The sequence below is a fragment of the Citrobacter sp. MGH105 genome (genome assembly GCF_001037485.2).
Classification (GTDB): Bacteria; Pseudomonadota; Gammaproteobacteria; order Enterobacterales; family Enterobacteriaceae; genus Citrobacter; species Citrobacter portucalensis.
Genome location: NZ_CP073048.1, coordinates 270,169 through 289,803 on the forward strand (window position 1 = coordinate 270,169; position 19,635 = coordinate 289,803).

General features: G+C 52.4%; 18 protein-coding genes. 13 read left to right on the forward strand and 5 right to left on the reverse strand.

What is annotated here, in order from left to right; genetic code table 11:
* Positions 1 to 39 precede the first annotated feature (39 nt).
* Both silP and SK35_RS01240 read left to right on the forward strand, forming a co-directional pair.
* Positions 40 to 2,487 (forward strand): Ag(+)-translocating P-type ATPase SilP, encoded by a 2,448-nt coding sequence (gene silP / locus SK35_RS01235; RefSeq protein WP_001353604.1) that lies wholly within the window; start codon positions 40 to 42, stop codon positions 2,485 to 2,487.
* 40 nt (positions 2,488 to 2,527) lie between these two features.
* Positions 2,528 to 2,725: a DUF2933 domain-containing protein gene (locus SK35_RS01240; RefSeq protein WP_000843494.1), complete on the forward strand. Its 198-nt coding sequence runs from the start codon at positions 2,528 to 2,530 to the stop codon at positions 2,723 to 2,725.
* 33 nt (positions 2,726 to 2,758) lie between these two features.
* Here the strand turns inward: SK35_RS01240 and SK35_RS01245 are convergent, their stop codons facing one another.
* Positions 2,759 to 3,496, reverse strand: coding sequence for a peptidoglycan DD-metalloendopeptidase family protein (locus SK35_RS01245; protein WP_000287501.1), 738 nt, complete (start codon positions 3,494 to 3,496; stop codon positions 2,759 to 2,761).
* A 288-nt stretch (positions 3,497 to 3,784) separates the two neighbouring features.
* Positions 3,785 to 4,234 carry a copper resistance protein gene (locus tag SK35_RS01250; protein WP_001023257.1) on the reverse strand — a complete coding sequence of 150 codons (450 nt, stop codon included), beginning with the start codon at positions 4,232 to 4,234 and terminating at the stop codon, positions 3,785 to 3,787.
* Between the two features lie 234 nt (positions 4,235 to 4,468).
* Between SK35_RS01250 and pcoA the strand changes: the two genes are divergently transcribed.
* The 10 genes from pcoA to SK35_RS01300 all read left to right on the forward strand — a co-directional run bounded on the left by pcoA (position 4,469) and on the right by SK35_RS01300 (position 16,995).
* Complete coding sequence (pcoA, locus tag SK35_RS01255; RefSeq protein ID WP_000925240.1) at positions 4,469 to 6,286, forward strand: multicopper oxidase PcoA; 1,818 nt, start codon at positions 4,469 to 4,471, stop codon at positions 6,284 to 6,286.
* A 5-nt stretch (positions 6,287 to 6,291) separates the two neighbouring features.
* Complete coding sequence (gene pcoB, locus SK35_RS01260; protein ID WP_001378118.1) at positions 6,292 to 7,182, forward strand: copper resistance outer membrane transporter PcoB; 891 nt, start codon at positions 6,292 to 6,294, stop codon at positions 7,180 to 7,182.
* Between the two features lie 39 nt (positions 7,183 to 7,221).
* Positions 7,222 to 7,602, forward strand: coding sequence for a copper resistance system metallochaperone PcoC (gene pcoC, locus SK35_RS01265; protein ID WP_000025662.1), 381 nt, complete (start codon positions 7,222 to 7,224; stop codon positions 7,600 to 7,602).
* A gap of 55 nt (positions 7,603 to 7,657) precedes the next feature.
* Positions 7,658 to 8,536 (forward strand): copper resistance inner membrane protein PcoD, encoded by an 879-nt coding sequence (gene pcoD, locus SK35_RS01270; protein ID WP_229692861.1) that lies wholly within the window; start codon positions 7,658 to 7,660, stop codon positions 8,534 to 8,536.
* 54 nt (positions 8,537 to 8,590) lie between these two features.
* Entirely contained in the window at positions 8,591 to 9,271 is a 681-nt protein-coding gene (pcoR, locus tag SK35_RS01275; RefSeq protein ID WP_001188930.1) for a copper response regulator transcription factor PcoR, read from the forward strand.
* Positions 9,268 to 10,668, forward strand: a complete 1,401-nt coding sequence (gene pcoS / locus SK35_RS01280; protein ID WP_001211180.1) for a copper resistance membrane spanning protein PcoS — start codon at positions 9,268 to 9,270, stop codon at positions 10,666 to 10,668. The genes pcoR and pcoS overlap by 4 nt, the downstream gene beginning before the upstream one ends.
* Positions 10,669 to 10,885: 217 nt before the next feature.
* The gene (pcoE, locus tag SK35_RS01285) at positions 10,886 to 11,320 is read left to right on the forward strand and encodes a copper resistance system metallochaperone PcoE (RefSeq protein ID WP_000723069.1); all 435 of its coding nucleotides are present in this window, start codon (positions 10,886 to 10,888) and stop codon (positions 11,318 to 11,320) included.
* Positions 11,321 to 12,059: 739 nt separating this feature from the next.
* On the forward strand, positions 12,060 to 13,127 hold the full coding sequence (locus tag SK35_RS01290) for an HlyD family secretion protein (RefSeq protein ID WP_048215360.1): 1,068 nt from the start codon (positions 12,060 to 12,062) through the stop codon (positions 13,125 to 13,127).
* Entirely contained in the window at positions 13,124 to 15,871 is a 2,748-nt protein-coding gene (gene rbbA, locus SK35_RS01295) for a ribosome-associated ATPase/putative transporter RbbA (RefSeq protein ID WP_048215361.1), read from the forward strand. Before SK35_RS01290 ends, rbbA begins: the two co-directional genes overlap by 4 nt.
* On the forward strand, positions 15,871 to 16,995 hold the full coding sequence (locus SK35_RS01300; protein WP_020996068.1) for an ABC transporter permease: 1,125 nt from the start codon (positions 15,871 to 15,873) through the stop codon (positions 16,993 to 16,995). Before rbbA ends, SK35_RS01300 begins: the two co-directional genes overlap by 1 nt.
* Positions 16,996 to 17,092: 97 nt before the next feature.
* Here SK35_RS01300 and nikR read toward each other — a convergent pair whose 3' ends face one another.
* Entirely contained in the window at positions 17,093 to 17,494 is a 402-nt protein-coding gene (nikR, locus tag SK35_RS01305; RefSeq protein WP_003827507.1) for a nickel-responsive transcriptional regulator NikR, read from the reverse strand.
* Between the two features lie 91 nt (positions 17,495 to 17,585).
* A complete protein-coding gene (locus tag SK35_RS01310) occupies positions 17,586 to 18,446 on the reverse strand; it encodes a LysR family transcriptional regulator (protein WP_048215362.1) in 861 nt (286 codons plus the stop codon).
* Between the two features lie 99 nt (positions 18,447 to 18,545).
* Here SK35_RS01310 and SK35_RS01315 point away from each other — a divergent pair, with 99 nt between their 5' ends.
* On the forward strand, positions 18,546 to 19,052 hold the full coding sequence (locus tag SK35_RS01315; RefSeq protein WP_048215363.1) for a phenolic acid decarboxylase: 507 nt from the start codon (positions 18,546 to 18,548) through the stop codon (positions 19,050 to 19,052).
* Here the strand turns inward: SK35_RS01315 and acpT are convergent.
* Complete coding sequence (gene acpT / locus SK35_RS01320) at positions 19,044 to 19,634, reverse strand: 4'-phosphopantetheinyl transferase AcpT (RefSeq protein WP_048215364.1); 591 nt, start codon at positions 19,632 to 19,634, stop codon at positions 19,044 to 19,046. The genes SK35_RS01315 and acpT overlap by 9 nt on opposite strands.
* Position 19,635 lies beyond the last annotated feature (1 nt).

The window sequence follows — 19,635 nt, forward strand, 5'->3', positions numbered from 1 at the left end:
AAGACAGAAGATGCTTCGGTATGCATAAGGAGAGTTACTGTGAAAAATGACAATGCAGTGCAACACAACAACCAGACTGCTTCTGAGCAGACATTATCCCCGGACGAGGGCCACGTATTGCATAAGGTGAGAGATCCCGTGTGCGGGATGGCCATCCTGCCCGACAGGGCGCACAGCAGCATTCGATACCAGGACCATCAACTTTATTTCTGCTCCGCCAGCTGTGAGAGTAAATTTAAAGCCCATCCCGATCGTTATCTTACCGAAGATGCCAGTGAACATTCCCATCACCATCACCACGATCATCACGAAGTCAGCCCTGATCAGATAAAACAGCCTCACCACCAGGCGGAAAAAGAGAATTCTGAAGGTGTGTGGACATGTCCGATGCACCCGGAGATACGCCGCAGTGGTCCCGGAAGCTGTCCTGTCTGTGGAATGGCACTGGAGCCGCTCGTAGCTACGGCATCCACGGGGCCGAGTGATGAACTTCACGACATGACAAGACGCTTCTGGCTGGGGTTGTTGCTGGCGTTTCCGGTTCTGGTACTCGAAATGGGATCTCATCTGTTTCCCGAGTTGAGGAATACAGTACCGCCACAGTACAACACATGGCTGCAGCTGCTTCTGGCCTCCCCTGTCGTGTTGTGGTGTGGCTGGCCATTCTTCGCCCGGGCCGGAATGTCGTTACGTAACCGCTCCCTGAATATGTTTACCCTTGTTGCAATGGGGACCGGCGTAGCCTGGGTTTACAGCGTCATTGCAACCGTCTTCCCCTCCTGGTTTCCTGCATCGTTCAGAAACATGGATGGCCTGGTGGCCGTTTATTTTGAAGCCGCAGCAGTTATTACGGTGCTTGTTCTGCTGGGACAGGTTCTTGAGCTGCGGGCACGGGAACAAACCTCAGGCGCCATTACTGCGCTTCTGAACCTTGCCCCCAAAACCGCCAGACGGCTGGATCATGACGGTCATGAAACGGATATTAATGCGGAAGATGTCCTGCCTGGCGATAAGCTCCGCATCAGACCTGGAGAGAGTATTCCGGTCGACGGTATCGTGATCGAAGGCAAAACAACCGTTGATGAATCGATGGTGACCGGGGAATCTATGCCGGTTACCAAAACGGAGGGTGACCCTGTCATCGGGGGGACCATTAATCAGACAGGGAGTCTCATCATCCGTGCAGAGAAAGTCGGTGATGAAACAATGCTCTCACGAATTGTTCAGATGGTCGCTGATGCACAGCGTTCGCGTGCCCCCATCCAGAGAATGGCTGACAGCGTTTCAGGCTGGTTTGTTCCTCTGGTGATACTTATCGCGGTTGTTGCTTTCGTGATCTGGTCTGTCTGGGGGCCCGAGCCCAGGATGGCGCACGGTCTCATTGCGGCTGTGTCGGTCCTGATTATTGCCTGTCCCTGCGCGCTGGGGCTGGCCACGCCGATGTCGATAATGGTGGGGGTGGGCAAAGGAGCCCAGGCCGGGGTGTTAATCAGGAATGCCGAAGCCCTTGAGCGTCTTGAAAAAGTGGACACGCTGGTTGTCGACAAAACAGGCACGCTCACGGAAGGTTCGCCTACGGTGACAGGGATTATCAGTCTCAATCCGGGTGGGGAAACATCTCTTTTGCGTGTAACAGCCGCAGTGGAAAAAGGCTCGCAGCATCCGCTGGGTATGGCAGTAGTTAAAGCAGCACAGGAAAAGGGGATCGCAATACCCGCAGTCACTCATTTCGATGCACCGTCGGGTAAAGGTGTCTCAGGCGATGTCGAAGGTCAACGGGTTGTTATTGGTAATGAACTGGCTATGCAGGAAAACAGTATAGTTATTGATAATCAAAAGGCCGTTGCGGATACGTTGCGGATGGAAGGCGCTACCGTTATCTATGTGGCCACAGACGGGGACCTTGCAGGCCTGATAGCTATCTCGGATCCCGTGAAAACAACCACGCCGGATGCGCTTAAAGCTTTGCGTCAGGCGGGGATCCGCATCGTTATGCTCACCGGGGATAACCAGCTTACTGCTGAAGCAGTCGCACGGAAACTGGGAATAGATGAGGTTGAAGCCGGAATTCTGCCGGATGGCAAAAAAGCAGTGATAACCCGACTGAAAGAGTCTGGCCATGTGGTTGCGATGGCCGGAGACGGTGTGAATGATGCCCCGGCGCTGGCAGCGGCTGACGTGGGTATAGCCATGGGAACGGGTACAGATGTGGCAATTGAAAGTGCCGGAGTCACCCTTCTCAAAGGCGACTTGATGATACTGAACAGGGCCCGTCATCTGTCAGAGATCACCATGAAAAATATCCGTCAGAATCTGTTTTTTGCATTTATCTACAACGCACTTGGCGTGCCTGTGGCTGCAGGTCTGCTTTATCCTGTGTATGGAATACTGCTGTCGCCAGTTATTGCGGCGGCGGCCATGGCTCTTTCCTCCGTCAGCGTCATTGTGAATGCGTTGCGTCTGAAAAGTGTCAGGCTCGGGAAATAACACTGAGTGAAGGGTCAGTTACGAACAGAAGGAGTCCAGTATGAAAAGTACCACCTATGCGCTTATTGCTGTCGCCGCGATCGCGGCATTTGCCCTCCTGCGCGAACACTGGTCACATGTGGCAGGTTACTGGCCATATCTGTTATTGCTGGTCTGCCCGCTAATGCATCTTTTCCACGGCCACGGAGGGCATGGAGATCATCAACATCACGGAAGTGAAAACGATAAAAAAAATTAATCCGGCAGACGGGGCCGCGTCGCGGTCCCGTTATCAGTCCAGGTATCGTTCGTAGTCTCTGGCATGCGCAAAGGCATGCTGTTCGAGTTTGTTATCAGCGGGTGCCGCTGCCCGGAACGCCAGAGAGTTAACAGGGTTGTTATTGATGACCAGCTCGTAATGCAGATGAGGACCGGATGAACGTCCGCTGTTACCGGATAACGCAATAGCACCTCCCCGTGTAACCCTGGCCCCTTTAGTAACGAGTATTTTATTGAGGTGGAGATAGCGAGTTTTAACACCGGCTTTTCCCGTTACTTCAACAAAATATCCCATGGTACTGTTGTATTCGGCCCGGGTGATTTTTCCGTCGATGACGCTGACTATTTTCGTGTTCATGGGCATGGAATAATCAATGCCATTATGGGGACTCACTTTTCCCGATACCGGGTTAAGTCTTGCAGGATTGAAAGGCGAACTGAGTCTTGCTGTGGCCGGTAACGGATAATCGAGACTGCCTTTCCCGGAAGTATCGGAAAGGTTATAGAACTTTTTATCTGATATACGATACGCCGTGTAATTAAATGAACCGGACGTAAATTTATAGGCCACGACACGTGATTTTCCCGCTTTCTTTTGCAGTACGAGTTTTAATGATTCATTTTTTTTCAAATGCCGCAGATTAAACCGGGAAGGCAAGGAGCGCTGAAGAGTAGCGATCTCGTTCGATTCCAGCCCCGAGCGGGTGGCTGAAAGGTAGGCATTTTCTTTTACGACATCGGTAGAATACATTTACTGGAATTCGCCGTTAGCATGAACACTGCGGCGTATGCTAGGGGTTTTCAGGAGGCGTGTCATCTGTCAGTTAATCGGGAGCACCGTTGATGGTCGTCATTTTTGTAACATATCTTGTTTCCCGTTTGCTCCTGAAGCTCTGGGAACTGTATGACCAGCCCGACGGTGATGATTAACGGGACTGAAACAGGTTACGGCAGAGCAATATGGGGCTCATGTCCTGCTACGTAACCCGTCAGTAAAGCCCTGCTGCGCACCTGACGCTAAGCACTAACCCGCCTGCAGTTACCTGGTCGAATACAGCCCGCGAAGCTTTCTTGCCTGCGTCTGATGTGCTTCCGCACCGGCATTATTGACCTGCTCATGCACGAGAGCGGCTTTTTCTCCGGCATTCAGTTCGTTAAAAGAAGAAGACGAGGTCTTTGAATTTGCATCACTGCCGGACAGCATTTTTTTATGTTCCTCAATCATTTTCTGATGCGCATAGGACGCGCTGTTGTTCATAAATGAATGAGCAACAATGGCCCTTTCATGTTCATTCATTTCAGAGAATGAGGGCGTGTTGTTTTTATTAACCCTGTCCGGTAAGTTTTCATGCGTCGAGGAATTCACATGACTGACGGCTGAGGCATTATTAACAAATCGATGTGCTTCATGGGCAATATCACTGGACTGAGCAAAAGCTGCCCCACAAAATAAAGCTGTAAACGCAGTGGTCGTGATTAATATATTCATGTGTAATTACCTTCTGAGGTACATAAAAGATGTCCTTATGATCATATATAAAAATAATCAACCTGTGGGGAAGATGACGTAAATGTAATACAGCTATGTACATTACACGATTGTAATGAATTTGTTTCTTAAGGTGTGCTAGATTCATTTCATTGTAAGTGGATGAACCAGTAATTTAATTTAAATCGGTTCTCGAATTCTGTCAGTAACCATACTTTAAATAAGGGAATGCGCATGCTGTTGAAAACGTCTCGACGAACTTTCCTGAAGGGGTTAACCCTCTCTGGCGTAGCCGGAAGTCTTGGCGTATGGAGTTTCAATGCGCGTTCCAGTCTGAGCCTGCCAGTTGCCGCATCCCTGCAGGGTACTCAGTTTGACCTGACCATTGGTGAAACGGCCGTCAATATCACGGGCAGTGAGCGTCAGGCCAAAACAATCAATGGAGGCCTGCCGGGGCCCGTTCTTCGCTGGAAAGAAGGTGACACCATTACCCTGAAGGTCAAAAACCGTCTTAATGAACAGACGTCCATTCACTGGCACGGCATTATTCTTCCGGCCAATATGGATGGTGTTCCGGGGCTGAGTTTTATGGGCATAGAGCCTGATGATACCTACGTTTACACCTTTAAGGTTAAGCAGAACGGGACTTACTGGTACCACAGCCATTCCGGTCTGCAGGAACAGGAGGGGGTATACGGTGCCATTATCATCGATGCCGGGGAGCCAGAACCGTTTACTTACGATCGTGAGCATGTGGTCATGTTGTCTGACTGGACCGATGAAAATCCTCACAGCCTGCTGAAAAAATTAAAAAAACAGTCGGATTACTACAATTTCAATAAACCAACCGTTGGCTCTTTTTTCCGCGACGTGAATACCAGGGGGCTGTCAGCCACCATTGCCGATCGGAAAATGTGGGCTGAAATGAAAATGAATCCGACTGACCTCGCGGATGTCAGTGGCTACACCTACACCTATCTCATGAACGGGCAGGCCCCGCTGAAAAACTGGACCGGACTGTTCCGTCCCGGTGAAAAGATACGCTTACGGTTTATCAACGGCTCGGCAATGACCTATTTCGATATCCGTATCCCCGGGCTGAAAATGACGGTCGTGGCTGCAGATGGCCAGTATGTAAACCCGGTTACCGTTGACGAATTCAGGATTGCCGTTGCCGAAACCTATGATGTCATTGTGGAGCCTCAGGGTGAGGCCTATACCATCTTCGCACAATCCATGGACAGGACCGGTTACGCTCGAGGGACACTGGCCACGAGAGAGGGGTTAAGTGCTGCCGTTCCCCCCCTCGATCCCCGTCCTCTGTTGACCATGGAAGATATGGGTATGGGGGGAATGGGACATGATATGGCAGGAATGGACCACAGCCAGATGGGAGGCATGGATAACAGCGGAGAGATGATGTCTATGGACGGTGCTGACCTTCCGGATAGCGGGACATCCTCCGCGCCCATGGATCACAGCAGCATGGCCGGTATGGATCATTCCCGGATGGCCGGAATGCCGGGTATGCAAAGTCATCCTGCGTCAGAAACGGATAACCCACTGGTTGATATGCAGGCGATGAGCGTCTCTCCGAAATTAAATGATCCGGGTATTGGTCTTCGAAATAACGGAAGAAAGGTTCTCACGTACGCGGATTTGAAAAGCCGCTTTGAGGATCCTGACGGACGTGAACCTGGCCGTACCATAGAACTGCATTTAACCGGCCACATGGAAAAGTTTGCCTGGTCATTTAACGGAATCAAGTTTTCAGATGCCGCACCGGTGCTGCTGAAATACGGTGAGCGGCTCAGGATCACGCTGATCAACGATACCATGATGACTCACCCCATTCACCTGCATGGTATGTGGAGCGATCTGGAAGATGAAAACGGTAATTTCATGGTTCGTAAACACACAATAGATGTTCCCCCTGGTACAAAACGCAGTTACAGAGTGACAGCAGATGCGCTTGGCCGCTGGGCGTATCACTGCCATTTGCTCTATCACATGGAAATGGGAATGTTTCGTGAAGTCCGGGTGGAGGAATGATGCGAATGAAGAGAAATTTGAAGGCCATACCTGTTCTGGTCGCCGGTTTGTTTACCTCACAGCTTTCTATTGCGGCGGGCTCCGTCTCTGCAGATCCCCACGCCGGGCACGACATGTCTGCCATGCAGATGCCAGCAGATGAGAATTTCACTGAGATGACGTCAATGGAGCCCATTGTAACTGAGAGCAGAACGCCAATTCCGCCTGTTACCGATGCCGACCGGAAGGCTGCATTCGGCAATTTACAGGGGCATGCGATTCACGACAGTGCGATTAATTATCTGGTTCTGCTGGATCAACTGGAATGGCAACGGTCGGATAACACCAACAATTTCAGCTGGAGTGTTAACAGCTGGATTGGAGGCGACACAGATCGGATTTGGCTAAAGAGTGAAGGTGAACGAAGCAATGGGGAAACGGAGGCGGCTGAAGCGCAGTTACTCTGGGGACATGCGGTTGGCCCATGGTGGGATTTGGTTGCGGGTGTCAGGCAGGATTTCAGACCTGCTTCTGCCCGGACCTGGGCTGCTGTCGGTTTTCAGGGGCTGGCACTCTATAATTTTGAGTCTGAAATTACGGGTTTTGTCAGTAATGGCGGAAAAGCAGCCCTTCGTCTGGGAGGAGAATACGACGTTTTACTGACTAACCGGCTCATACTCCAGCCATCCTATGAGGTGAATTTCTACAGTCAGGATGATGAATCGCGGGGTCGCGGCAGGGGACTGACTGACACAGAGCTGGGGCTCCGGCTGCGCTATGAAATACGCCGTGAGTTTGCACCCTATATAGGCGTTTCCTGGAATCAACTTTACGGGAAAACATCCGATATGGCGAAAAGAGAAGGTGAGAAAGACCATCAGGTAGTATTCCTGGCGGGAGCCAGAATCTGGTTTTAACGCACTGATATAAAACACTCAACTAAACAGGTAAATAAAATGTCGATTTTAAATAAAGCCATTCTTACAGGTGGCCTCGTTATGGGCGTTGCTTTCTCTGCTATGGCCCATCCGGAATTAAAAAGCTCTGTGCCACAGGCTGATTCAGCCGTAGCGGCCCCGGAAAAGATTCAGCTTAATTTCTCGGAAAATCTGACCGTGAAATTCTCAGGTGCAAAATTAACGATGACGGGTATGAAAGGCATGTCATCACATTCTCCGATGCCGGTCGCGGCAAAAGTGGCGCCAGGCGCTGACCCTAAATCGATGGTCATTATTCCGCGAGAGCCTTTACCCGCTGGCACTTATCGTGTTGACTGGCGCGCGGTTTCTTCAGATACGCACCCTATTACCGGTAATTACACCTTTACAGTGAAGTAATATTATGAACGACCTGATTATGATTGTTATTCGTTTTCTTCTTTATCTGGATTTGATGGTAATATTTGGATTGCCATTTTTTCAGATATATGGAATAAGCGGTGTCAGACATGAAACCTATAACCTGACTAATTTCAGGTCGTTTATAACTTTTGCTGTTGTTACAGGCATCATTCTTACTGGCATTAATATGCTCCTGGTATCTAATGCCATGAGTGGAGTAACTGACCTCAGAGAATTATCCATCCATGTTATCGAGATGGTGATAGAAGAAACTGATGTGGGTATTAGCTGGATTGTCAGGCTCTGTGCCCTGTTTACCACACTCGGTGCTTTGTTCCTTTACACTAATAAGAGAGTATTGTCCTGCCTGCTGATGACGATGAGTGGGGGCGTGGCGCTGGCTACACTTGCCTGGGGAGGACACGCCGTTATGCATGACGGTCTGCATTACTATCTCCATTTACTGAGCGATCTGACCCATCTCGGCGCTGCAGGTGCCTGGACAGGTGCTCTGGTTGCATTTGCTATCCTGCTGATGCGCAGAAACGAGCATAATGCACAGAGCGTCATTGTGATATCTGACTCCCTGGCAAAATTTGCCACGGCAGGAACGGTGATTGTTGTAGCCCTGATCCTGAGTGCGCTGGTCAACTATCTGTATATTGCTGAGGGTAACTTAACTCCCTTATTCAACAGTTCCTGGGGGAGGATATTGCTTGCCAAGACGGCTCTGTTTGTTCTGATGCTTCTTCTGGCTGCAGCAAACCGGTTTCACCTGGGTCCCCGGCTTGAAGTTATGGTCAGGGAAGGGAATTATGATCGCAGCGTTGCCCTGATGCGAAACAGCATCCTGACAGAATTCGTTGTTGCGATTATCATTCTGGGCGCCGTAGCGTGGCTCGGAATGCTTGCTCCGTCTCAGGTCAGCTAGGGGACAGCCAAAGCTCATGCGTGAGATTTTTACTTTCATATCAGCGAGTTGACCATGCAGCGTATTTTAATCGTTGAAGACGAACAAAAAACAGGTCGTTACCTGCAGCAGGGACTGGTTGAGGAAGGCTATCAGGCCGATCTCTTTAATAATGGCCGCGATGGTCTCGGGGCCGCGTCGAAGGGACAGTATGATTTGATAATACTGGACGTGATGCTGCCTTTCCTCGACGGGTGGCAAATCATCAGCGCACTGAGGGAGTCCGGGCACGAAGAACCGGTCCTGTTTTTAACCGCAAAGGACAACGTGCGGGACAAAGTGAAAGGACTGGAGCTTGGCGCAGATGACTACCTGATTAAGCCCTTTGATTTTACGGAGCTGGTTGCACGTGTAAGAACCCTACTGCGCCGGGCACGCTCGCAGGCCGCAACAGTCTGCACCATCGCCGATATGACCGTTGATATGGTGCGCCGGACCGTGATCCGTTCGGGGAAGAAGATCCATCTCACCGGTAAAGAATACGTTCTGCTTGAGTTGCTGCTGCAACGCACCGGAGAAGTGTTACCCAGGAGTCTTATCTCGTCCCTGGTCTGGAACATGAATTTTGACAGTGATACGAATGTGATTGATGTCGCCGTGAGACGTCTGAGAAGTAAAATTGATGATGACTTTGAGCCAAAACTGATCCATACCGTTCGCGGTGCCGGATATGTCCTGGAGATCAGAGAAGAGTGAGGTTCAAAATTTCCCTGACCACACGCCTGAGCCTGATTTTTTCTGCGGTGATGCTTACGGTATGGTGGTTATCAAGTTTTATCCTGATTAGCACCCTTAATGGCTATTTCGATAATCAGGACCGCGATTTTCTGACAGGTAAACTTCAGCTCACCGAAGAGTTTCTTAAAACAGAGACGTTCAGGAACAAAACGGATATTAAGTCATTATCAGAAAAAATAAACGATGCGATGGTGGGGCACAATGGCTTATTCATTTCTATAAAAAACATGGAAAATGAAAAAATTGTTGAACTCTATGCCAAAAATTCTGTTGTTCCAGCGGTCCTGCTTAATAAGTCGGGTGATATTCTCGACTATATGATCCAGACGGAAGAAAATAACACCGTGTACCGCAGTATCTCGCGGCGGGTTGCCGTGACGCCGGAACAGGGTAAAAGCAAACATGTCATCATTACGGTTGCCACGGATACTGGGTATCACACCCTGTTTATGGACAAACTCAGTACCTGGCTGTTCTGGTTCAATATCGGTCTGGTCTTTATTTCTGTTTTTCTGGGCTGGCTGACCACACGTATTGGTCTGAAACCGCTACGGGAAATGACCAGTCTGGCTTCCTCCATGACCGTACACAGCCTGGATCAGCGTCTAAATCCCGATCTGGCTCCGCCGGAAATCTCTGAGACCATGCAGGAGTTCAATAATATGTTTGATCGCCTGGAGGGGGCATTCCGGAAACTGTCAGATTTCTCGTCTGACATCGCGCATGAGCTGCGCACACCAGTCAGTAATCTGATGATGCAGACGCAGTTTGCACTGGCTAAGGAAAGGGATGTTTCGCATTACCGCGAAATTTTATTCGCTAACCTGGAAGAACTGAAAAGGTTGTCACGAATGACCAGTGACATGCTTTTTCTGGCACGTTCAGAGCATGGTCTGCTGCGGCTGGATAAACATGATGTGGATCTGGCAGCCGAACTGAATGAATTACGTGAGTTGTTCGAGCCCCTGGCAGACGAAACAGGAAAGACAATCACGGTTGAAGGAGAGGGCGTTGTTGCCGGAGACAGCGATATGCTCCGACGTGCTTTCAGTAACCTGCTTTCCAATGCAATCAAGTATTCTCCCGATAACACCTGTACAGCGATACACCTTGAGCGTGACAGTGACTGTGTGAACGTGATGATTACGAATACGATGTCCGGCCAGGTTCCCGCTAATCTGGAACGTTTGTTTGACCGGTTCTATCGCGCAGACTCATCAAGGTTCTACAACACGGAAGGCGCGGGGCTGGGATTATCAATTACAAGGTCGATCATTCATGCTCACGGCGGCGAGCTGTCAGCAGAACAGCAGGGGCGTGAAATTGTGTTCAAAGTGCGCCTGTTAATGGATTAATCCCGTTGTTCAGGAGAAACCTGGAAGGTGACAAAATTGTCATCATTCAGTCACGCGATAAACAGAGGCGGTTTTTTATAATTATTCATAAATCAGGAGCAGCGTGATAACACAATCACCTGGTTCCTGGAGTGATGATTAACCCGCCCTGAGATCAACTGCTTTCTCTGTTATAAGCCATTGATTGTTTGGGTATGTAAACACCGGAGACCCAACCATGAAAAAGATTCTCGTATCATTTGTTGCCATTATGGCTGCCGCTTCATCTGCCATGGCTGCAGAGACAATGAACATGCATGACCAGGTAAATAATGCACAGGCACCTGCCCACCAGATGCAGTCATCTGCTGAAAAAAGTGCAATTCAGGGAGACAGCATGACAATGATGGATATGAGCAGTCACGATCAGGCCGCAATGTCCCATGACATGATGCAAAACAGCAATTCTGCTGCCCACCAGGACATGGCTGAAATGCATAAAAAAATGATGAAAGCTAAACCCGGAGCTACCAACGAAACAGCAAAGTCATTTTCTGAAATGAGCGAGCATGAGAAGGCCGCAGCTGTACATGAGAAGGCGAATAATGGTCAGTCTTCCGTTGTTCACCAGCAGCAGGCTGATAAGCATCGCAGTCAGATCACCCAGAATTAACCCGCAGCTCCACTTGTTAGACCCTCATTTGACGCCGAAGTCACTGGCTTACGCTCCCGTCCGGGAGCGTTTTTTTTCCCATATATCAAACTTTAACTCTGAAGAGGTGGAAGTATCTGACCAACACTGTCACGTAACGCCAGATAACTACAAAAACACCTTTTTCCTCCTGTAAATTGCAGTTCCTGCAAGAACATCAAGGCATAATGTTGGAACAGCGTGTGATACACACTTAGCATCATGTTTTGTATGTGTTTTTTTAAAACTTTACAACTTTAAAGTCTTTTTCAGGTTAAAGGATACAACTTTAATGTCTCTACACAGGTGTCTGAATAAGCGAAGACGATACGTTGAGCGTGGACCCGCTGCGTTTTACATAAAGCTCACTTGTGAAATTTGCCCGGTAAATGGATTGCCGGGCACGGTTTTTTGCCTGCAACATACCTGCTACAACCGAATAGACATATTGAATCCAGGTGTTAGTATTCAATAGACAGCAGTAATGAGTATGCGTGTTTCATTTCCGGCCAGGAACGCTGATGATGACAACATTACTACCCGATATCACAGCATTTTCATCATTCACTTCCTTCGCGGCGCAGGTTGCTTACATGCCTGTCTGCTCTCTGGCCATTGTTTCTCATTCCTTCTTATCCCGGATGGAATCTCCCGCTGAATAGCTGTTCAGTGGGCTTTGTGACACGCATCGTTTGATAACAGGGATTACGGCGGGTCGAATATGGATAAGTTTAAACGTCATATGATGTGGTGGGTGGCGGGCATTCTGGTCGTGGTGGCCGCGATAGCATGGTGGGTGCTTCGTCCTGCGGGAATACCGGAGGGGTTTGCAGCCAGCAATGGCAGAATTGAAGCTACCGAAGTGGATATTGCCACCAAGATTGCCGGGCGAATTGACACGATCCTCGTGTCGGAAGGGCAGTTCGTTCGCCAGGGCGAAGTGCTGGCGAAAATGGATACCCGCGTGCTGCAGGAGCAGCGGCTGGAAGCGGTAGCCCAAATCAAAGAGGCCGAAAGTGCGGTGGCGGCAGCGCGGGCGTTGTTAGAGCAGCGGCAAAGTGAAATGCGCGCCGCGCAGTCGGTGGTAAAACAGCGTGAGGCGGAACTGCAGTCGGTCTCTAAACGCCACGTCCGCTCCCGTTCGCTATCTCAGCGTGGGGCGGTGTCTGAGCAACAGCTGGATGACGACAGGGCTGCGGCAGAAAGCGCACGCGCTGCACTGGAATCCGCAAAGGCGCAGGTCTCTGCGGCAAAAGCCGCCATTGAAGCCGCTCGCACCAGTATCATTCAGGCGCAAACCCGCGTAGAAGCCGCGCAGGCTACCGAACGTCGTATTGCGGCTGATATTGATGACAGCGAGTTGAAAGCCCCGCGCGATGGCCGCGTACAGTACCGCGTAGCTGAACCGGGCGAGGTGCTTTCCGCAGGCGGTCGCGTGCTGAATATGGTCGATCTCAGCGATGTCTACATGACGTTCTTCTTGCCAACCGAACAGGCTGGTTTACTGAAGATTGGTGGAGAAGCGCGGCTGGTGCTGGATGCTGCGCCGGATCTGCGTATTCCGGCGACCATCAGCTTTGTGGCTAGCGTCGCGCAGTTCACGCCGAAAACGGTCGAAACCAGCGATGAACGGCTGAAACTGATGTTTCGCGTCAAAGCGCGTATCCCGCCAGAGCTGTTACAGCAGCATTTGGAGTACGTGAAAACCGGTCTGCCGGGCATGGCGTGGGTGCGTGTTGATGAAAGTCGCGCCTGGCCTGACGACCTGGTGGTGAGGTTGCCGCAATGACGCATCTGGCGCTGGTTCCCGTTCCTCCCGTGGCGCACCTTGACGGCGTGAGTCAGCATTACGGGAAAACGGTAGCGCTGAACAATATCACGCTGGATATCCCTGCCCGCTGTATGGTGGGGTTGATTGGCCCGGATGGTGTCGGAAAATCGAGCCTGCTGTCGCTCATCTCCGGCGCGCGGGTCATTGAACACGGCAACGTGATGGTGTTGGGTGGCGATATGCGCGACCCAAAACATCGCCGGGATGTCTGCCCGCGCATTGCCTGGATGCCGCAGGGGCTGGGGAAAAACCTGTATCACACGCTGTCGGTATATGAGAACGTCGATTTCTTTGCCCGCTTGTTTGGGCATGACAAAGCGGAGCGTGAGGCGCGGATTACCGAGCTGCTGAATAGCACCGGACTGGCACCGTTTCGCGACCGTCCTGCCGGGAAACTCTCGGGCGGGATGAAGCAAAAGCTGGGGCTGTGCTGCGCGTTAATCCACGACCCGGAACTGTTAATTCTCGATGAACCCACCACCGGGGTCGACCCGCTGTCCCGCGCCCAGTTCTGGGATCTGATTAACAGCATTCGCCAGCGGCAGACCAACCTGAGCGTGCTGGTTGCGACCGCTTATATGGAAGAAGCCGAGCGCTTTGACTGGCTGGTGGCGATGAACGCCGGGGAGGTGTTAGCCACCGGGAGCGCGCAGCAGCTACGTGAGCAAACCAACAGCAACACGCTGGAGCAGGCGTTTATCGCGCTGTTACCTGAAGCCCAGCGCCAGGCGCATAAACCGGTAGTGATCCCGCCGTATCACGCTGAGCAGGAAGAGATTGCCATCGAGGCGAAAAACCTGACCATGCGCTTCGGTAAATTTGTGGCGGTGGACCACGTTAACTTCCGCATTCCGCGCGGGGAAATCTTCGGTTTTCTCGGCTCCAACGGCTGCGGTAAATCCACCACCATGAAAATGCTCACCGGACTGCTGCCCGCAAGCGAAGGCGAGGCGTGGCTGTTTGGGCAAGCGGTTGATCCGAAAAATATCGATACCCGCCGCCGGGTAGGCTATATGTCGCAGGCATTTTCGCTCTACAGCGAGCTGACCGTCCGGCAAAACCTCGAACTACATGCGCGGCTGTTCCATATCCCCGAAGCAGAAATCCCTGGGCGGGTGCAGGAGATGAGCGAGCGCTTTTCGCTGACCGATGTCGAAGATGCGCTGCCCGGTGCGCTGCCGTTGGGGATCCGTCAACGCCTGTCGCTGGCGGTGGCGGTGATCCATCGCCCGGAGATGCTCATTCTTGATGAACCGACCTCCGGGGTCGATCCGGTTGCGAGGGATATGTTCTGGCAACTGATGGTCGACCTGTCGCGCCAGGACAAAGTGACCATTTTTATCTCCACCCACTTTATGAACGAAGCGGAGCGCTGCGACCGCATGTCGCTGATGCACGCCGGAAAAGTACTGGCCAGCGGTACGCCGCAGGAACTGGTGAAACAGCGTGGAGCTGCCAGTCTGGAAGAGGCGTTTATCTCCTGGTTGCAGGAAGCGGCAGGCCCGGCGCCGGAAACTCAGTTAGCGCCAGCCAATGTCCCGAAAGTGCATGAAAACAGTAAGCCGCCGCGGCAAGGCTTTAGCCTGCGGCGCTTATTCAGCTACAGCCGCCGTGAAGCGCTGGAACTACGGCGCGATCCGGTACGCTCCACGCTGGCGCTGATGGGCACGGTGATCCTGATGCTTATCATGGGCTACGGCATCAGCATGGATGTGGAAAACCTGCGTTTTTCGGTGCTCGACCGCGACCAGACCGTCAGCAGCCAGGCGTGGACGCTGAATCTGGCGGGATCGCGCTATTTTATCGAACAACCGCCGCTCACCAGTTATGACGAGCTGGACAAACGGATGCGTTCTGGCGAAGTTGCGGTAGCAATTGAAATTCCGCCAAATTTTGGCCGCGACATCGCGCGTGGAACGCCGGTGAAGATTGGCGTCTGGGTCGATGGCGCAATGCCAAGCCGCGCTGAAACGGTCAGGGGTTACGTGCAGGCGATGCACCAGACCTGGCTGCAGGATGTGATGGCGCGCCAGCCAAATGCCAGCGGGCAAAACGGGCTGATGACCATTGAAACTCGCTATCGTTACAACCCGGATGTGAAGAGCCTGCCGGCGATTGTTCCGGCAGTGATCCCACTGCTGTTGATGATGATCCCCTCCATGCTCAGCGCCCTCAGCGTGGTGCGTGAGAAAGAGCTGGGGTCGATTATCAATCTGTACGTTACGCCCACGACCCGCAGCGAGTTTTTACTCGGCAAACAGTTGCCGTACATCGTGCTGGGCATGCTGAATTTCCTGCTGTTGTGCGCGCTGTCGGTGTTTGTATTCGGCGTTCCGCATAAGGGGAGCTTTGTGACCCTGACGCTGGCTGCGCTGCTGTACGTCACCATTGCCACCGGGCTGGGGCTGTTAATCTCCACGTTTATGAAAAGCCAGATCGCGGCCATTTTTGGTACGGCGATTATTACATTGATCCCGGCGACGCAGTTTTCCGGAATGATCGATCCAGTTGCCTCGCTGGAAGGGCCGGGCCGGTGGATTGGTGAAATTTATCCGACCAGCCATTTTCTGACCATCGCGCGCGGAACGTTCTCTAAAGCGTTGGATCTGACCGATCTCTGGCAGCTGTTTATTCCGCTGGCGGTAGCCATTCCGGTGGTGATTGGTCTGAGCGTATTACTGCTGAAAAAACAGGAGGGGTGATGCGCCGATTACGCAATATTTATAACCTCGGCATCAAAGAGTTGCGCAGCCTGCTGGGTGACAAAGCGATGCTGACGCTGATCGTCTTCGCCTTCACGATTTCGGTTTATTCTTCCGCGACCGTCCTGCCGGGTTCGCTGCATCTGGCACCGATTGCTATTGCCGATATGGACCAGTCGCAGTTGTCGAATCGGATTGTGAACAGCTTTTATCGCCCGTGGTTTTTACCGCCGGAGATGATCACTGCCGATGAAATGGATGCCGGGCTGGACGCCGGGCGCTATACCTTCGCCGTAAACATTCCGCCTGATTTTCAGCGTGATGTGCTGGCCGGACGACAACCGGATATACAGGTTAACGTCGATGCCACGCGCATGAGCCAGGCGTTTACCGGCAACAGCTATATCCAGAATATCATCAGCGGCGAGGTGAACAGCTTTGTGGCGCGTTACCGCGATAACAATGAGCCGCCGGTGGCGCTGGAAATGCGCATGCGCTTTAACCCTAATCTGGAACCCGCCCGCTTTGGCGCGGTGATGGCGATTATCAACAACATCACTATGTTGGCGATTGTGCTGACCGGTTCGGCGTTGATCCGCGAACGCGAGCACGGGACCATTGAACATCTGCTGGTGATGCCGGTGACGCCGTTTGAGATCATGATGGCAAAAATCTGGTCGATGGGGCTGGTGGTGCTGGTGGTTTCCGGTCTGTCGCTGATGCTGATGGTAAAAGGCGTGCTCGGGGTGCCGATTGAAGGTTCGATACCGTTGTTTATGCTGGGCGTGGCGCTGAGCCTGTTCGCCACCACCTCGATCGGCATTTTTATGGGCACGCTGGCGCGCTCCATGCCGCAGTTGGGGCTGCTGATGATTCTGGTGCTGCTGCCGTTACAGATGCTCTCAGGTGGCTCCACACCGCGTGAAAGCATGCCGCAGGCGGTGCAGGACATTATGCTGACCATGCCGACTACCCATTTCGTCAGTCTCGCGCAGGCGATACTTTACCGCGGCGCCGGGTTTAGCATTGTCTGGCCGCAGTTTCTGACGCTGCTGGCGATTGGCAGCGCGTTCTTCCTGATAGCACTGCTGCGTTTCAGAAAGACGATTGGTACGATGGCGTAATCATTATTGCCGGGGGCGCTTCGCTTGCCTGGCCTACAAACGATAACGGACGTAGGCCGGATAAGGCGTAGCCGCCATCCGGCAACGAAACAGGCAATTACTCTTCTTTCGGCAGGCACTGTAGATGGCCGTGGCGCACGCCGCGCTGGGAAATCACGTCATCGGCAAAATGTTGTACATCGCCCATGTCGCCTTTTAGCACGGCGATTTCCAGGCAGTCGTCATGGTTGATGTGCACGTGCAGCGTGGCGACCGATAAATCGTGGTGGTGGTGTTGGGTAGAAACAATACGGCTGGCCAGATCACGCTTCTCATGCTCATAAACATACGAGAGCACCGCGAAGCCCTGAGTGCCGTGTTCAAGGGTAGTTTCCTGCGCCAGTGCGCCACGCAGAATATCGCGGATCGCTTCGGAACGGTTGTTGTAGCCACGGCGCTGACTCAGGCCGTCGAGCGTTTCCAGTAAATCGTCATCGAGGGTAATGGTGACTCGTTGCATCTGCAGTTAACCTTTCATGTGGCGCGTTGGCGCACAGGGGGTAAGGGGAATAGCGTATTTTGTAACACACGTCCGGCATCCGGGGAAAAGGTTAATGCTCTCGCAATAAACGCAGGAGGGTACTGACCTGTTCATCCAGCGGAGCGAGAGTATCTTTAACGATCAGATGCAAAGGCGTGGCGCGACGAGCACCATGGCTTAACGGCAGTGGGCGTAAAAGCCCCTTATCAAGCTGCGTCTGAATACGTTCCTCGGGCAGCCAGCCGTAACCGACCTGATACATCACCGCATCAATCGCGGCATCAATGGTCGAGAAGGTCCAGGCATCACGCGCCGGTTGTTGTGGGTTATCGCGATCGGCAATGCGAATCAGCGGCCAGGCGCGTAATGCGTCTTCATTCAGCGGCGCATCCAGCATGCAGAGTGGGTGATCGCGGTGGGCCACGGCCACGAAGTCAATATTCATCAGCCATTCGCCGCGTCCGGTGACATCCTGACGCCGGGTCAGGACCATTACGTCCGCATCGGCATGTGCTGCCAGTCGAGCATCACCATTCTCCAGGACTTCGGTCAGACGCACCTGCGTTTGCGGCCAGGCCTGCTGAAACTGTTTGAGAATGGCAAACAGGCGTTTGCGTGGGAAGATGCTATCTACCATCAAATCCAGCCGCGTTCGTGTACCGTTTTGTAACGTTGCGGCCCGGGTTTCCACCCATAAAAAGGCCTTCAGTAGCGGTTTGACCTGATTGAGTAATAGCTCTCCGGCCGGTGTCAGGACAGCCCTGCGGCCTTCCGGGGTCAGCAGCGTTACGCCAAGTCGCTCCTGTAACAGTGCCAGATTATAGCTTACCGAAGACTGGCTACGGTTGGTCTCTTCCGCCGCTTTAGCGAAGCTGCCCAGCTCCACCACTTTCTCCAATAGGGCCCACTGATCGAGGGTTGTTTTGTGCATAACTCATCTAATAATTGAATGAATTTGATACAAACATAGCGTTATTCATCCAAATTTTGAAGCGTTAAGATCCTCGCATCAAGTAAGAGGAGAACGAATATGAGCGCGTTTGATAAACATGATTTAAGCGGATTTGTCGGCAAACATCTGGTCTATACCTACGATAATGGCTGGAATTACGAGATCTACGTGAAAAACGACACTACCCTGGATTACCGCATTCACAGCGGTATTGTGGGGAATCGTTGGGTGAAAGATCAGCGGGCCTATATTGTGCGGGTCGGGGAGAGCGTTTATAAAATTTCGTGGACCGAACCGACCGGGACCGACGTCAGCCTGATCGTAAACCTGGGTGACAAACTCTTTCACGGCACCATCTTTTTCCCTCGCTGGGTGATCAATAATCCGGAAAAAACGGTCTGCTTCCAGAATGACCATATTCCGCTAATGATGTCGTACCGCGATACCGGCCCGGCGTATCCCACCGAGGTGATTGATGAGTTCGCGACCATCACTTTCGTACGTGACTGCGGCGCGAACAACGATGACGTTATTGCCTGTGCGGCGAGCGAGCTGCCGAAAAACTTTCCGGAAAATTTACGCTAAGGCTTCCAGGCGCTGCACGGTGTCTGCGGTCAGGGTAAACGGCGTGGGGGTGCACACCGCCAGGCTCAGGGTATCGAGCTGGCACTGGCTGACGGAGAGTGAGGAAGTTAACGCGGTACTGTCGACGCTGACGATTTGCCAGGCACTGCCGCCGCGTTGCTTCACGATAGCTTCTTTACGCGTCCAGATGCGCCAGAACGCCGCCAACTGTTGTTCCGGGCGTTCGGCCTCGACTTCTGCATGTTCACCAAGACTGAATACCGTATTTGCCAGCGTTTGCCAGTTATCGCGCGGGCGAACGACTTCTATATCGCAGCCGACTTCCCCTTCGTCGCTGAGCAGCAGGGCGATATCATCACCGCTGTGGCTGAGATTGAACCACAGCGGCGTGTCAGCAGAAAAGGCCGGTTTTCCTTGCTCGCCATAGATGATGTCCGGTAATGGCGAAAGGGTATGGGAAAGCAGCACGCGACCGGCCAGCCAGCGCGCACGGCGAGCACCTTGCGGCGCTTGCTCACTCAGTGCGGCAGGCAGTGCACCTGCGCTTAAAACAGAAACTTTCCCAAGAACGATCCGGTACATA